This is a genomic window from Brevibacillus sp. FSL K6-2834 (assembly GCF_038592925.1).
Classification (GTDB): Bacteria; Bacillota; Bacilli; order Brevibacillales; family Brevibacillaceae; genus Brevibacillus; species Brevibacillus borstelensis.
Genome location: NZ_CP151945.1, coordinates 4,939,277 through 4,953,478, shown reverse-complemented (window position 1 = coordinate 4,953,478; position 14,202 = coordinate 4,939,277). Strand labels below are relative to the sequence as shown.

13 protein-coding genes and 1 pseudogene are annotated in these 14,202 nt (G+C 50.3%); 5 read left to right on the top strand and 9 right to left on the bottom strand.

Annotated features, from left to right (window positions below; all coding sequences use genetic code 11):
- Positions 1-198 precede the first annotated feature (198 nt).
- The 6 genes and pseudogenes from NST96_RS24130 to NST96_RS24105 all read right to left on the bottom strand — a co-directional run bounded on the left by NST96_RS24130 (position 199) and on the right by NST96_RS24105 (position 5,983).
- Complete coding sequence (locus tag NST96_RS24130) at positions 199-369, bottom strand: hypothetical protein (RefSeq protein ID WP_228006655.1); 171 nt, start codon at positions 367-369, stop codon at positions 199-201.
- 84 nt (positions 370-453) lie between these two features.
- A complete protein-coding gene (locus tag NST96_RS24125) occupies positions 454-696 on the bottom strand; it encodes a zinc ribbon domain-containing protein (protein ID WP_265575845.1) in 243 nt (80 codons plus the stop codon).
- Positions 684-1,199 (bottom strand): annotated as a pseudogene (locus NST96_RS24120) (transposase); the annotation flags it as partial. The pseudogene NST96_RS24120 and the gene NST96_RS24125, both read right to left, overlap by 13 nt.
- A gap of 107 nt (positions 1,200-1,306) precedes the next feature.
- Entirely contained in the window at positions 1,307-2,668 is a 1,362-nt protein-coding gene (locus tag NST96_RS24115) for a YjgB family protein (RefSeq protein WP_172920174.1), read from the bottom strand.
- The gene (locus tag NST96_RS24110; RefSeq protein ID WP_024984602.1) at positions 2,649-3,182 is read right to left on the bottom strand and encodes an RNA polymerase sigma factor; all 534 of its coding nucleotides are present in this window, start codon (positions 3,180-3,182) and stop codon (positions 2,649-2,651) included. The genes NST96_RS24115 and NST96_RS24110 overlap by 20 nt, the downstream gene beginning before the upstream one ends.
- A 743-nt stretch (positions 3,183-3,925) precedes the next feature.
- Complete coding sequence (locus NST96_RS24105; protein ID WP_340701094.1) at positions 3,926-5,983, bottom strand: 3'-5' exonuclease; 2,058 nt, start codon at positions 5,981-5,983, stop codon at positions 3,926-3,928.
- A 298-nt stretch (positions 5,984-6,281) separates the two neighbouring features.
- Here NST96_RS24105 and NST96_RS24100 point away from each other — a divergent pair, with 298 nt between their 5' ends.
- Positions 6,282-7,727, top strand: a complete 1,446-nt coding sequence (locus NST96_RS24100) for an IS1182 family transposase (RefSeq protein WP_024985259.1) — start codon at positions 6,282-6,284, stop codon at positions 7,725-7,727.
- 99 nt (positions 7,728-7,826) lie between these two features.
- Here NST96_RS24100 and fetB read toward each other — a convergent pair whose 3' ends face one another.
- The 3 genes from fetB to NST96_RS24085 form a co-directional block, all read right to left on the bottom strand.
- The gene (gene fetB, locus NST96_RS24095; protein WP_171506761.1) at positions 7,827-8,573 is read right to left on the bottom strand and encodes an iron export ABC transporter permease subunit FetB; all 747 of its coding nucleotides are present in this window, start codon (positions 8,571-8,573) and stop codon (positions 7,827-7,829) included.
- Positions 8,561-9,319 carry an ATP-binding cassette domain-containing protein gene (locus tag NST96_RS24090; RefSeq protein WP_003392600.1) on the bottom strand — a complete coding sequence of 253 codons (759 nt, stop codon included), beginning with the start codon at positions 9,317-9,319 and terminating at the stop codon, positions 8,561-8,563. Before NST96_RS24090 ends, fetB begins: the two co-directional genes overlap by 13 nt.
- A 109-nt stretch (positions 9,320-9,428) precedes the next feature.
- Entirely contained in the window at positions 9,429-9,824 is a 396-nt protein-coding gene (locus NST96_RS24085; protein WP_003392602.1) for a YqzM family protein, read from the bottom strand.
- A 321-nt stretch (positions 9,825-10,145) separates the two neighbouring features.
- Between NST96_RS24085 and secG the strand changes: the two genes are divergently transcribed.
- The 4 genes from secG (at position 10,146) to NST96_RS24065 (ending at position 14,148) form a co-directional block, all read left to right on the top strand.
- Positions 10,146-10,388 (top strand): preprotein translocase subunit SecG, encoded by a 243-nt coding sequence (gene secG / locus NST96_RS24080; RefSeq protein WP_003392604.1) that lies wholly within the window; start codon positions 10,146-10,148, stop codon positions 10,386-10,388.
- A 133-nt stretch (positions 10,389-10,521) separates the two neighbouring features.
- Positions 10,522-12,996 carry a ribonuclease R gene (gene rnr, locus NST96_RS24075; RefSeq protein WP_327955490.1) on the top strand — a complete coding sequence of 825 codons (2,475 nt, stop codon included), beginning with the start codon at positions 10,522-10,524 and terminating at the stop codon, positions 12,994-12,996.
- Between the two features lie 315 nt (positions 12,997-13,311).
- Complete coding sequence (gene smpB, locus NST96_RS24070) at positions 13,312-13,785, top strand: SsrA-binding protein SmpB (RefSeq protein WP_003392607.1); 474 nt, start codon at positions 13,312-13,314, stop codon at positions 13,783-13,785.
- Positions 13,786-14,004: 219 nt separating this feature from the next.
- Positions 14,005-14,148 (top strand): hypothetical protein, encoded by a 144-nt coding sequence (locus NST96_RS24065; protein WP_161785219.1) that lies wholly within the window; start codon positions 14,005-14,007, stop codon positions 14,146-14,148.
- The last annotated feature ends 54 nt before the right edge of the window (positions 14,149-14,202 follow it).

Below are 14,202 nucleotides of genomic sequence, written 5' to 3'. Positions count from 1 at the left end.
AAGTTGTCTTGGCGGACTATTTTCGAAGGGGATATATTCGCTAAGGGTGGGTCATTTTCATTCCGGCGAACCTGGGTCAATTATATCCCGGCGGTGACACTCGTGGAGTAGTTGAATCGCGTTCGTTGTTTTCATGGCGTAATCCTGGTCCGCTTGCAATGAACTCTGAACATCACGCAGCCGTTGCTCCAGGAACGCCTATTCCTGGTTGATTTTCTGAATCTGTTTTTCCAAGTCAGAAAAGGTGATGATGTTTTTGCGGAAGAGATCGAGAATGCTCTGCCGCTCGATGTTCTTGTCATCGATAGCTTTCCGGATGACGTTAAGTTCGGACTCCAGATCGTGTTTTTCTGCTTGATTGGTTTCCATCGTTGCCGCAATCTCTTTAAGAGCTTCTCCAGGATAATGGATAAAGGTAAGGCAATCGTTCCACACCAGATCCTCGATCCAATCTTAGGGGATGTTCTTTGATGGGCACTTTCCCCGCAGCGGCCCTCGATTTGCCTGTTTTCCCGTGCAAACGTAATAGCCCCTCAAAGCTCTTTTACTCCCTGGATAGTTTATGCCTGTATAAGTCAATCCACAGCACTGACACTTCATCAGTCCACGCAGCAGGTAACGATTTTTTGCATTTCGGAGAGCTTCAAGCCGGTTATCCTTAAGTAGGGTCTGCTGAACGATTCTTAATGGGCACAAATTGCCTGGAAGCTTGGTAATATTGCAGAAAACAGTTGTTTCATCAATGAGACAAAAAGACCTCGCAGCCTGCGTTCGAGGTTCATCACCAGGAGTTGCAGCGCGATGACGGTTTCGCTCGTCTTCGCAAGGCACGCTCGAATACGGCCAAGCCCATACTTGCGCTTGCCCTCACCGAATTTGCCTTCGATGGCGTTGCGTTCGCTCGCATCTTGCTTGGCGACTCGCCGTTGTTCTGCCGCTTCTTCACCTTGTACCGGACGGCCAAGTGCAGGACCGCTCAAGCGAATGCCGTGCGCTTTGCAGAATGCCCTGTTCTCACGAGTGCGATAGATTTGATCGGTGAGTACCGCCTTCGGGTAACAGCCGAAGCGTCTCTTGTACGCTTCGAGCGATTCGATCAGCGTCACGCCTTCGTTGAAGCTGTCCCATGACAGGCGTTCCAAAAAGGCATAACCGTTTACCATGCTGACAGATACCTTGGCACCAAACTCTACGCGAGCTTACAGTGCTAGGCTGTCTTGCTGTTTTACAGAACACTCTGAAACATCTTGCAAAGAAGCCGCTCCCCGTAAACCCGGGAAGCGGCTTTTTTGCAAAGAGTCTCTCGTTATTGCGCCATCATGTTGACAGCACCTTTCGGATAAACGATATTCACATGATCGACAAGCAATGTTTTTGCGTTTTGACCGTTCGCCGTTCCGGAGAACACGAATTTCAATTCGTACTTGCTATTTACCTTGTAAGTGTAAATCGTTTGGCCAGACACATCGGCGGAAACGTCAGGCTTGCCGAGGGCAGATGTTACATCGGAGAGCGACAGCTCCTGCAAGCGGGTGTCATAGCTGCGAATATCGACAAGCTGCATTCCCTTGTTAAAGCCGAATACGACACCTTGCGTCCGGTAGCTGGCATACGTAACACCGTTAACCCCGCCCAGCATGTCGGCCTTGCCCCAGTCCTTTTCCACGGTGTCAAAGACGCTGGTTTCTACAGGGTATTCCACGCCGTACAGTCGGCCTTCTTTGGCGAGATCGCGGATGCTTTGCACCAGCTCTGGCGTGGTAACGGCCTGCATCAGATTGACGGTTCCGCGAGGGTAAAACACATCGGTGCGGACTGCACGAAGTTCGTTTTTGCCGTTATCTTCTCCTTGGTAGACAATCTTTAGCTGGTATTTGTCTGTGACGTTGTAGATATGAATCGTCTGGCCAGCGAACAGGATGGCGCGGTCCGGCTCCCCGAGCACACGAGTCACGTCTGCCATGGACAGGTAGTGAGGCTGGGAGCCCTTGCTGCCTATATTGCCGATCTCCCAGTTGCCGTATACCCGGCGGATATCGACGATTTGCATGCCCTTGTTGTACCCAAGGATGACCCCTTTGTTCTTGTAGGTCGCGTACGTAATGCCATTGGCGTAATCAGTACGGTCTGGCTTGCCCCAAGACTGCTCGACCTCGTCAAACATGGATGTTTCCAACGTTAGTTTTTGGTCGTATGATTGTCCGCGGACGGCTTTCTCCTTCATGGAAAGAATCACGTCTTTAATGGTGCGGTTCAGGTCTGCTTCCTTGTCGCTGGATGCGATCGGAGCACCTTCGCCTGAGCCAATCTCTCCTCCCGTGCCGTTCGGTCCTCCTGTTCCCTGGGACACGCCCTCCTGATGGGAACTTCCGGCGGGCTTCTGATTGGGGGGCTGGACAGTCGGATCAAGTGTCGCTGATTGATTCCACGTTATCAATTGACTCCCGAGCCACACTGTGGCAGCCAGCAAAGAAAAGGCGGCTGCTGTTCTGCCCAGCGTCGCCAGGCGGTACGAGCTTTTTTGTCCGTGGCGTGAGCTTCTTTTTCCGATAGGGGTATCTGTTTCGCGAATGGCGGTCATAATCTTCTCCTTTTGTTGCTCAGTGAGTGTAATGTCGGGCAGATTTCGCAAATCGTCCAACCAATGTTCATCGTGCTTTGACGGCATCTCCGAATCCTCCCTTTTCCCTGAATTGCCATATGCCTTTCATCGCCTTTAAGGCCCGGTGGTAGGTGACATTTACTTTGCTTTCGCTCCATTGCAAAATGTCGGCCGTTTCCCTGGCAGACAGCTCTTTGATGCCGCGGAGGATCAACACCTCGCGGAAAGCGGGCTTCAACTGCTGGAGGGACCGATAGAGCTCGTGCTGTTCCTCGTGAAGGTCCAGCCATTCCTCCGGTGTTTTTCGCTCGTCGCGGACGTCTTGCAGCCAACTGTCGGGCAGCCATTTGCGCAAACGCTGTTTTCGCCGGTGGTCGATGGCGGTGTTGCGGGCGATCGACAGCAGCCAGGTTTTGGGCTGGGCTCTGCCTTCAAACAGGTCCAGTGCTTGCAGGGCCTTGATAAAGACCTCCTGGACCAAATCCTCCACATCAGCGGTGCCTGTGTAGTACACGAGAAACTTGTATATCTCGTCACCGTAGCGCAGGAACCATTGTTCGATGAGTGCTTTCTTGTCCACGTGTTCCCCACCTTTTACGGTTGTTGTCTGTGTAATTGGACGGTGCAGCTTTTTAAATCTTACAGTTTTTTTTGAAGAAAATTTTGGGGCATCTGCAGATTTTGCCTCTTAGCCTTGCCGCAGCTTTCCTCTGATTTGGCATAGATCGGGCTTTGGCGGAGGAGATGAAAAAGGAGAAAATGCCCAGGGGACGGTGGGACACTTTGCTGGGGTCGGCCTGTCCGGCTCACTTTCAAAAGGGGAACCGCGTCCAAAAGCAGCATGTTCAGGAAGGGTTTCAGGGTTGGACGATAAAAGCGAGTTCCCCTTTTAAAAGGGACCTGAGCGGGTGTCCCAAAGACCTTCGCATTTTCTCTTTTTTCATCGCTACAGCTATTCGTGTTTGTCGGCAAGGCAAAGAAGAAAGGGCTAGGAAGAGGGGGGAAGGAATATTTAAATCTTGCTTTCTTAGGATTGGTGATTATTTGGGAATGTATCAAGAGACTTTCTTTGGATGATTTATAAGGAACGTTTGAATAAAAAAAATCCGGATGCTTTGTTCGTTTGTATCGACAATTTCTCTTTGTTCATTATAGGTCGTACTCGGTGAAGGGAGGTGTTTGTGGAAGGATTGCGACCGTATTCGTCTTGAAGGATGGCAACTGGGAGAAAACGAGAATAGAGGCAAAAGGATAAGCAGTACCGCTTTTCGTACATGAGTAAAATAGAAAGAGCAATTGGGCTCGTAGCAGGGGCCCCGATATTCAGCCTTGTAAAGGCAAAAGACTCGTAATCTCCCCGTGGTCCGTTAAAGTAAGCTTATGCATAGCCCTTGTACACGCGATATAGAGCAAGCTTCTGTCAAAATCCGTCTGGTATCTTTCAGCGTTTGCTGAAGGAATAATCACCTCATCGAACTCGAGGCCTTTAGACATGTGAATCGTCGTAATGGTGATCCCGTCGATGAACTTTTCACTGTTGAAATCCAGTACATGCACGTCATGCTTTTCATGCAAGGCATCATATAGCTCTTTTGCTTGGCGATTTGTTTTGCAGATAATCCCGAGTGATGAATAGCTGCTGTTTCTAAAATCCGTCAAAAGTTTTTCTATCGACGCCAATTCGCTTTGCGAGCTATCGCACGGTATGATCCGAGGCTCTTCCCCATGCCGCTCTACCGGAGCTATGTTGGATTGCTGGATACGCTGCGCAAATGAAATGATTTCGTAGGTGGAACGGTAGCTTTTGTTCAGCTCCATAAATTCGACGTTTTCAAAAAGCTTCTTGAGGGATTGGAGAGAGTTGGAATTGTACGGGTTAACGATTTGTCCAAAATCGCCCAAAATAGTTTTTTTGCATTTGTAAAGCTTCTTGATAACGGCGTATTGCACAGGCGTATAATCCTGCATTTCATCGATGACCACATGCTGAATGCCATCCAGCCCTTCGATGCCTTCAAAAAATATTTTTACGTAAATGTAAGGAAATACATCGGCATGCTCTAACGTGTTTTTGCTTTTGAAAACAAACATTTCGGGTCGGTCAATAAACGTAAAGAAATGGGTGTAGAGCGCTAACGTGCTGGTAAACTTGAACATGGAAAGGAGCTTCTTCATAACCGCTTTTTTTGTCGGGACCGGAATCTTGCGCTCCATCACGCTTTCTTTTTTGATCAGCAGAATGATATCTTCTGTTATCTCGGCAAATCTCTGGGAAATGGGCTGGTTTTTATAGGCTTGATATCGCTTTTGGATAAAGTCTTTCGAGACGGTCACCCTGCCAAACGTACAATCCTGAGGTTCAAAGTATTGCTCGCTCGCAAACTCGAGGTACTCATCTAATTGCGTCAAAAACTCCAGAGACGACTTAAACCTTGTGCGCTCAGCCAACTGCTGGTCATGTCCATCCAGAAGGCGGTCGATTTCCACTGCATACCTCTCGAACTCCAATACATTGTGTAATTGCTCGGCCGCGATATCCTCAAAGCCGACTTCCACGATTGGTTCTTCGCCCAATTCCGGCAAGACATTTGAGATATAGTCGGCAAATACCTTGTTTGGGGAGATAATGACGACATTTTGAGCTGACAAACGTTCTTTGTACTTATACAGAAAGTAGGCAATCCGGTGCAAGGCGATGGAGGTCTTGCCTGAACCAGCCACCCCCTGAATGACCAACACGTCTGCATTTTCATTCCGAATGATTTTGTTCTGTTCCTTCTGTATCGTCGCAACGATGTTCTTCATTTTTTGGTCCGAATTACTGCTTAATTCTCTTTGCAGCACCTCGTCAATGATGCTAATCGAACTTTCAAGCGCATATTCCATCTGGCCGTTTTTAATCTTGAATTGCCTTTTTCGCGTAAGCTCGCCCTCTATTACCCCGGCGGGAGCTTCATAAAATGCATGTCCCAGTTCAAAATCGTAATACATGCTTGATATCGGGGCCCGCCAGTCATAAATGAGCATATTGTTATCGTCGTCAGAAAACGAGAACCTCCCAATATACACGGGGTCCGCCTCATTCTCGTCAACAAGCTTGAAATCAATTCTGGCAAAGTACGGGGAATCGATTAGTTTCGCGATTTTTGTCCTTCTTTCAACCGTGTGGGTTCCCGAGCGAATCATTTGCGAGATCGAAGTTTGGTTCGAAAAGATTTCCATGCCGTCCATGCCGCTTCTGTTCTCGGCCAGGTACTTCATAGATTCCTTAAACTCATCTGCATATGCTTTGACCCGCTCATCCAATTCATTTAACGCATCCTGCAGCCTCCCGATTATTCGATCAAGATGTTTTGTCTCTTCTGGAAAATTTACCGACATTGCTTTTACCTCCCTATTTTTCCCAAAAAGCGAAACGGAGAAATAATCTTCTCATAAGGTTTTTGCCCCGTCAAGGTAAAATCCTCAAAAAATTAATAGGAGGGGAAAAGTGCTTTGAAAGGTTGATAATGGCAGGAGCTTTGGTGCTCGAATTCTTTTTTTAGAAAGGAAAAAGGCTGCACGTAGCGGCAGCCTTTCAGCCTGTAGACAAAGTTCCGTAAGGAACAGGGTCTGCAGGCTTTTTTGTTGAATATAGAACATGTTACGTTTTCAAAAGTTATTTTTTAGAGGTGGCATTATGCTTAATAAGCAAGAGGCCGAAGGGCGTTATCAGATATCTGCATTCTCGCTAGATGAGTTGGTGCCAGAAGATCATCTCGTAAGAAAAATTGAAAATGCAATCGACTTTTCGTTCATCTATGACTTGGTGGAAAGCCTTTACTGTCATGACAATGGCAGACCCAGTGTTGACCCTGTAGTCTTAGTTAAAATTGCTTTCATCCAATATATTTTTGGAATTCGTTCCATGCGACAAACGATTAAAGAGATCGAAACCAATGTTGCCTATCGGTGGTTTATTGGCTATGATTTCAGTCAGCCCATTCCCCATTTCACGACCCTAGGCAAGAACTATGTTCGCCGTTTTCGGGATACTCAACTCTTCGAGTCGATCTTCCTTCGAATATTGGAGGAGGCGGTTCATCATGGATTCGTGAAGCCTGATGTGCTTTTCATTGATGCTACGCATGTAAAAGCCAGTGCGAATAAGCATAAATACGTGAAAGAAATCGTTGAAGAACAAGCGAAGAAATATCAAGAGCTGCTGGACGAAGAAATCAATCAGGATCGTATTGCACATGGAAAGAAGCCCCTTGAAAAAAAGACAGAAACTTCGAAGAAGGAGGTGAAAGTCAGCACAACTGACCCGGATTGCGGATTGTTTGTAAAAGGGGAAAAGGAACGTGTATTTGCTTATAGTTTTCATACAGCATGTGATCGAAATGGATTTGTGCTTGGTGCCAAGGTAACGCCAGGCAATGTGCATGACAGTCAGGTTTTTGAGGATGTTTTGAATCAAGTGCGAAAGACGTTTGCACAGCCTCAAGCTGTGGCAGTGGACTCGGGATACAAGACGCCTTACATCAGTAAAACACTCCTTGATGACCAGATTCGCCCCGTTATGCCCTACACAAGACCACGCACCAAAGAAGGTTTTTTTAAAAAGCACGAATATGTGTATGATGAATATTTCGACTGCTACATCTGCCCGAACGAGCAAATCTTAACATATGAGACAACAAACAAGGATGGGTACCGTATCTATCGATCAAATTCTCAAGTTTGCCGAAGTTGTCCGTTCTTGAAACAATGCACGGAAAGTAAAGACTACACAAAGAGAGTGAGTCGCCACATCTGGGCTGATTACCTCGAAGAGGTAGACCACCTCCGGCATACCGAGGAAAACAAACAAATCTATAGCAAACGGAAAGAAACGATTGAACGTGTATTCGCTGATATGAAGGAAAAGCATGGCATGCGTTGGACGACCTTACGAGGACTGGAGAAGGTCACGATGCAGGCGATGCTTGTTTTCGCTGCCATGAACTTGAAAAAAATGGCGACCTGGCTATGGAAATCAGGTCGCCAAAAGGTGAACGATCAAAACACCTTCGGTATTTTCATCAAATTATTAAACAAACTCCCTCTGCTGTTCGTTCAGCGAGGGAGTTTGTCTGCAACCTGAAAGGCTGCACGTAGCGGCAGCCTTTGTTTAGAAAAGAAGCGGCGGTAAAGAAAAGGTAGTAAAGAAGAGCTTCGACTTTTTGTGGGCGGAGCTACAGACTCACGGCCTCAGCATAGACTCACGTGTAAACCACGAGGAATAGGCGAGTGCGCTGATCAGGGCGGCAGAGATGGCCGCGGACGAGGAAAAGGCGAACATGATCAGGATTTGGTAGCGAACGGCTTCCAATGGGTTGGCTCCGGCGATGATCATCCCGGTCATCGTACCGGGCAGTTGGACCAGGCCGATGGTTTTCATTGTGTCAAAGGTGGGGATCATGCTTGCTTTTACCGCTCGTTTCAACACGCCGTGAATGGCCTGCTTTTTGTTTGCGCCCAGGCAGAGCAGGGCTTCGATTTCCCCGCGGGCAGTCTCCGTCTCGCGCTTCATGTGGCTGAGGAACAGGCCGGCGACGATCATCGAATTTCCGATAATCATGCCTGTGATCGGGATCAAATACTGGGGCGTCGGTTTGATCAGACCGAGCACAAGCAGCAGACTCATCGTCAGCGTTGCGGTCACGGTCAAGGAAGCGGCGACCCGCCACAAAATTCCCGGAAGGCCATCGCCGCGCCGGGATGCGTTCCAGGAGGCTACGCCAATCATCATGGCGATTACCAGCGCCTGGTAGATTGGATGGTCGGTGTGAAAGACGAATTGCAAAACGTAGCCGATCGCCAGCAGCTGTACGGCACAGCGTACCGTCCCGATGGCAATTTCCTTTTCCAGACCGAGCTTTTGCCACATGGAGAGGAGCAGGGCGATGACGACAAAGGTAAAGGAAAACCACAGACTCATGGAAGACATGGGGCATCCTCCTTTTGAACAAGATGGGCGGATAAAAATTCTTGAGCCTCCTGTGTCTGCGGTCCTTCAAAGAAGCGATCGGCCGGGGAGTCTTCGAGCAGACGGCCGCCCGCCAAAAACCAGATCCGCTGGCCGACCGCTCGCGCTTGCTCCCAGTCGTGCGTGATCCACAGCAGGGTAGTGCCTTCGCGGCGATGCAGGTCTACGAGAAGTTCTTCTGTAGCCCGCTTGCTGATGGTGTCCAGAGAAGCTGTCACCTCGTCCAGCAAGAGTACCGTTGGATGCAGGAGAAGAGAACGGACCAGTGCGACACGCTGCCGTTCGCCTCCGGAGAGCTGCGCCGCCTGCTTGCTCCAGTCCATCTCGCCGAGACCTACGGCTTCCATCCAGGTCCGGGCCAGCTCAGTCTCGAAAGGCCGCTTGTGCAAACGGCTGACCGCTCTCAGATTGTCTTCGACGCTGCCAGGCAGCATGACCGGCTGCTGAGCGACGTAGCTTACGGACATTCTCCATTTTTCCGGGCCCCACTCCGTTGGGGTTTTGCCCAAATGCCGAATCGTCCCGTCATCTGCCGTGTCCAAAAGTCCGAGCAGGCGGAGAAGTGTGCTTTTGCCTTGCCCCGATTTCCCCATGATCAGCGTAATCTCAGGCGAAGCAATGTCGACAGTGATATCGGAAAACAGCCAAGTATGCTGCTGTGTCGGGAGTTGTTTGCCCAGATGTTCCAGGCTCAGAACGCTGGCCATGATGATTCCTCCTCAAAGAGGTCTTCCAATGAATAGTCGGCAAAAACGAGAAAAACACCGAAGACATGCTTGCTTCGGTGTTTTGTCAGGTGGCAGGATGACTTATGTACTATTTATGTTCGGACAGCCACTGTGCAACCGCTTGAATCTCCGGTTGTTTCTTCAGAAGGCCAGGAGGCATGCCGCCTTTACCTTCTTTAATGATCTTTGCGATTTCGTCGGCACTGTACTTGCTGCCAACCTGTGTCAGAGCCGGTGCTGCGATACCTTCAAGGTTTTGGCCGTGACAGGAGGAGCAGTTTTGTTTGAACACGGTTGGCGCGTCGATGGTAGCAGTCGGTGCCTCTCCACCATTTGCCTGTTCTCCGTGTTGTGGTGGGAAAATAGCAGAACCTACAAGTGCGATGAGGAATACAAGAAACAAGATGCCAAACGAAGCAAAAAAGGCCTTCGCGGAATCAATTACGTCGTTTTGATTCATGTCTTTTTTGTTCGAACCAGCCATCTGACAAAGACCTCCTAAGGCGAGTATAGCAGTACACATGCAATTTTACGGCAAAATCGTGACACATGCAAGGAAACGTGAAAACAGACAAAGAAAGTACACAATTATTAATAGAAACAATCAAATCAGGAAAGCATGTTGATGATCATCCCTGTTTGTGATAAAGTAGTGATGCTGGTCTTTATTTAGTTGTCGCTGCTGCGGCATATAAATTGAGAAAAACCGGACACGCTTACCCAAAAGGCTTAGCAACATTCTCCTATAGAATGTTCATCTATTGCAATTCTTACGCCTTGGAAATATGTCTTGAGGTGAATAAACATGGCATTGGCAGCAAAAATTTTGCTTATAATCGCAAGTATCGGCTTGATTATTGTCGTCCTGCTTCAATCTGGCAAAAGTGCCGGCCTTTCTGGCGCGATTGGCGGCGGCGCGGAACAACTGATGGGCAAACAAAAAGCCCGCGGGATTGACGCATTGCTCGGAAAGCTGACTGTTATCTTTGCAGTGGCATTCATGGTGTTTGCCATCCTGCTCGGGTACTTCTTGAAAAGCGGAGCATAAAGTACGATTTGTCGAAGACAGCAAGGCTACCTTGCTGTCTTTTTCTCTATTTGGTTTGCCGTGAGCGCGAGCGGCGAATACTACATAGTAAGAGAGCTGGCGAGACACGTATTCGCGGCAGAGGAGGGTAAATATGAAAGAACAAGATATACTCGCGTTCATGAGGGAGCAGGCGTACCACCCGATGACGGTGGCAGAGCTGGAGGCCGCTTTCGGGATCACGGATTCCGACGACTTCAAAGAACTGGTCAAAACACTGAACCAGTTGGAGGATAGCGGGGAGATCATCCGGACGAGGACCAATCGTTACGGCGTGCCTGAAAAAATGAATCTGATCCGGGGGAAACTGCAAAATCATCCCAAAGGTTTTGGGTTTGTCATAACCGAAACGCCAGATCAGGACGATATTTATGTCCACGCCAACGACATGAATGGCGCCCTGCACGGGGACACCGTCCTGGTGCGAATGGAAAAAATAAGCGGGGGCAACCGCGCGGAGGGCAGGATTATCCGCGTGGTGGAGCGGGGCATCACCGAAGTAGTGGGGACGTTTCAGGATGAGAACCATTACGCCTTTGTCATCCCGGACGAAAAGCGGATCGGGAAGGATATTTTTATTCCGAAAGAGGCGTACAACGGAGCAGTGGACGGCCACAAGGTTGTGGTGAAAATCGTCCGTTACCCGGAGGGGCGCGTCAATCCCGAGGGTGAAGTAGTCGAGATTCTGGGCCATAAAAACGATCCGGGCGTAGACATTCTGTCCATCATTCGCAAGTTTGGACTGCCAGAGGCTTTCCCGGCGGATGTCATCGCCGAAGCGGAAGCGGCTCCGGACCAAATTTCCGAAGAGGAGATCAAGGGAAGACGCGATCTGCGCGACCGCATGATGGTCACCATCGACGGAGCGGATGCCAAGGACCTGGACGACGCTGTTTCCGTAGAGGTTTTGCCCAATGGCAACTATCGGCTCGGCGTCCATATCGCCGACGTCAGCTACTACGTCCGGGAAAATTCGGCGCTCGATCAGGAAGCGTATCGCCGCGGCACCAGCGTCTACCTCGTAGACCGGGTCATTCCCATGCTGCCGCATCGCTTGTCCAACGGCATTTGCAGCCTGAATCCAAAGGTCGACCGCTTGACGATCAGCTGCGACATGGAGATGGACGCCGGGGCCAACGTCGTCAAATACGACATTTTCCTGAGCGTGATCCGCACCAACGAACGGATGACCTACTCGGATATCCGCAAAATTCTCGAGGACAATGATGAGGAGCTCATCGCCAAATACGAGGAGCTCGTCCCGATGTTCCGCAAGATGGAAGAGCTCGCCCGCAAGCTCCGGGCGAAGCGAATGGCTCGTGGCGCGATCGACTTCGATTTCCGCGAGGCCAAAATTTACGTCAACGAAGAGGGCACCCCGACAGACATCGGGTTCCGGGTGCGCTCCATCGCGGAGAGCATCATCGAGGAATTCATGCTGGCAGCCAACGAAACGGTAGCCGAGCATTTTCACTGGCTGAAGCAGCCGTTTATTTACCGGGTTCACGAAGATCCGAAAGAAGAGAAGCTGCAGGCCTTTATGGAGTTCATCACCAACTTTGGCTACTCCGTTCGCGGAAAGGGCAATACGGTCCATCCGCGTGCGCTGCAGCAGCTTTTGGAGGAAGTGAAAGGGACGCCGGAAGAGGTCATCATAAGTACGGTTATGCTGCGCTCGATGAAGCAAGCGCGCTACGACGCGGAAAGCTTGGGCCACTACGGCCTTGCGACGGACTTTTACACGCACTTCACGTCCCCGATCCGCCGCTATCCGGACCTCATCGTCCACCGCAGAATCCGCGAGTCGCTGGAAGGAGATCTGTCCGAGAAGCGGCTGGCGCATTGGCAGGAGCAAATGCCGCTCATCGCCGAGCATTCGTCGCAGCGCGAGCGTCTGGCTGTGGATGCCGAGCGCGAGACGGACGACCTGAAAAAGGCGGAATACATGCTGGAACGTGTCGGCGAGGAGTTCGAGGGCGTCATTTCGGGCGTCACTTCGTTCGGGATATTCGTCGAGCTGCCCAATACCATCGAGGGCTTGGTCCACGTCAGCTTTTTGACCGACGACTACTACCATTACCACGAAAAAGCGTACGCGCTCATCGGTGAGCGGACAGGCAAGCAGTTCCGCATCGGCGACGTGGTGCAGGTACGGGTCTCCAACGTCAACGTCGACGAGCGCGCCATCGACTTTGAAATCGTCGGGATGAAAAAGTCGGGCGGCTTCCGCGGCCGCGAGCGCGGACCCAAGGTCATCGACGGCAGAGGCGGACAGCGTGCGGGCAGAAAATCAAAGCAGGAGCGCTCTGCAAAGCAAAAGACGGAAACGAAGCGAGAGCTGCACCCGGCTGCTTTCCGCAAGAAGCTCAAGGAACGGGGGCAAAAAACCTATCGGCAAAACGCAACTCCGCAGGCAGACCTGGAAGGGGCTGGCGAGGTTGTCCCGCTGGGAGGTGCCGAAGGAGAGCAAGGCGCTCCGCGTGAAAAAGCATTCTGGGAGGACTTTGTCCGTTCCAAGAAAAAGAAGCGTAAAAATATAGCAGGCCAGGCGAAGAGGAAACGGCGGTAAAGCACCGCTGTTTCTTTGTTTGCTGGGCTGTAGAAGTAACTCGAAATACTTGAAAGCAGTTAGCAGCAGTTTAAAGAAGTTAAAAGCAATTAAAAGCAGTTAAAAGAGGTCAAACCGTTAAAAGCAGTTAAAAGCAGTTAAAAGCACTCAAAGGCTCAAAACTGCTCAATGGCTGAAAATCGCTCAAAACCGCTCGAATCTCTTAAAGCCACTCAAAGCAGCAGTCAGAAGGAATGGGTATTGCTGTATTAAGTGTTTTTTGCTATACTAACAGATACCATATTTTTTCATCCGGTACCAAGCGAGGTGATCTCCATGTCAAAACCGAAAACAGGTGTTAAAACGCTGGCTCAAAACCGCAAAGCGCGCCACGACTACCATATCGAGGAAGTCTACGAAGCAGGCATCGCCCTGACGGGGACGGAGATCAAATCCGTGAGGGCCGGACGCATACAGCTCAAGGACAGCTTTGCCCGCATCCAAAATGGCGAGCTGCTGTTGTACAACGTGCACATCAGCCCGTACGACCAGGGCAACCGCTTCAACCACGAGCCGGAGCGGACGCGCAAGCTGCTGCTGCACCGTCTGGAAATCCTCAAGCTGAACAGCCTCACCCGGGAACGCGGCTATTCGCTCGTCCCGCTCAGCATTTACCTCAAGGGCGGCTGGGCCAAGGTAGAGCTGGCGCTGGTCAAAGGGAAGAAGAACTACGACAAGCGCGAGGATTTGAAGAAGAAGGATGCTGCGCGTGAAGTGGAGCGTGCGCTGCGGGAGCGGCAGAAGGTGTAGGAAGCTGGTAAGGCAGGCAGTATTGCGGGGCAGCGGGAGGACCGTCTGGGTTTATACTGCAGCGGGTCGGGCCATAGGAACGCGGCTCTTGCCTGAAAGGCCGATGCAACACTGGCTGTGTCTCATGTAAGCCAGCCAAGCTGGCGCACACTGCCAAGGCTGCCACCAATATGGCGTTGAGAACGGTATCGATCATATGCTATAGTAAGAGAGCAATGAGTGATGCCAAATCAAACGTCTGGGTGTGGAACCGTTACCGTTTTCGCCTGGGCTTTTTTTATCTCGGCAAAGCTTGGCAAAGCGAGGCTCTTGCTGTTAGACAATGAGCTTCTGACGGTAAAACGAATCGTTTCCAAGCTGTAAAGTAATTCGTAACAGAAGGCTCTCATTGCCTTTTTGACAACCATCGTCGCTTGC

Coding starts and splice junctions, on each gene's coding strand:
- NST96_RS24085 (WP_003392602.1), bottom strand. CDS start 9,824: ATGGCTGGTTCGAACAAAAAAGACATGAATCAAAACGACGTAATTGAT.
- NST96_RS24100 (WP_024985259.1), top strand. CDS start 6,282: ATGCTTAATAAGCAAGAGGCCGAAGGGCGTTATCAGATATCTGCATTC.
- NST96_RS24130 (WP_228006655.1), bottom strand. CDS start 369: ATGGAAACCAATCAAGCAGAAAAACACGATCTGGAGTCCGAACTTAAC.
- NST96_RS24115 (WP_172920174.1), bottom strand. CDS start 2,668: ATGCCGTCAAAGCACGATGAACATTGGTTGGACGATTTGCGAAATCTG.
- secG (WP_003392604.1), top strand. CDS start 10,146: ATGGCATTGGCAGCAAAAATTTTGCTTATAATCGCAAGTATCGGCTTG.
- rnr (WP_327955490.1), top strand. CDS start 10,522: ATGAAAGAACAAGATATACTCGCGTTCATGAGGGAGCAGGCGTACCAC.
- smpB (WP_003392607.1), top strand. CDS start 13,312: ATGTCAAAACCGAAAACAGGTGTTAAAACGCTGGCTCAAAACCGCAAA.
- NST96_RS24105 (WP_340701094.1), bottom strand. CDS start 5,983: ATGTCGGTAAATTTTCCAGAAGAGACAAAACATCTTGATCGAATAATC.
- fetB (WP_171506761.1), bottom strand. CDS start 8,573: ATGTCTTCCATGAGTCTGTGGTTTTCCTTTACCTTTGTCGTCATCGCC.
- NST96_RS24090 (WP_003392600.1), bottom strand. CDS start 9,319: ATGGCCAGCGTTCTGAGCCTGGAACATCTGGGCAAACAACTCCCGACA.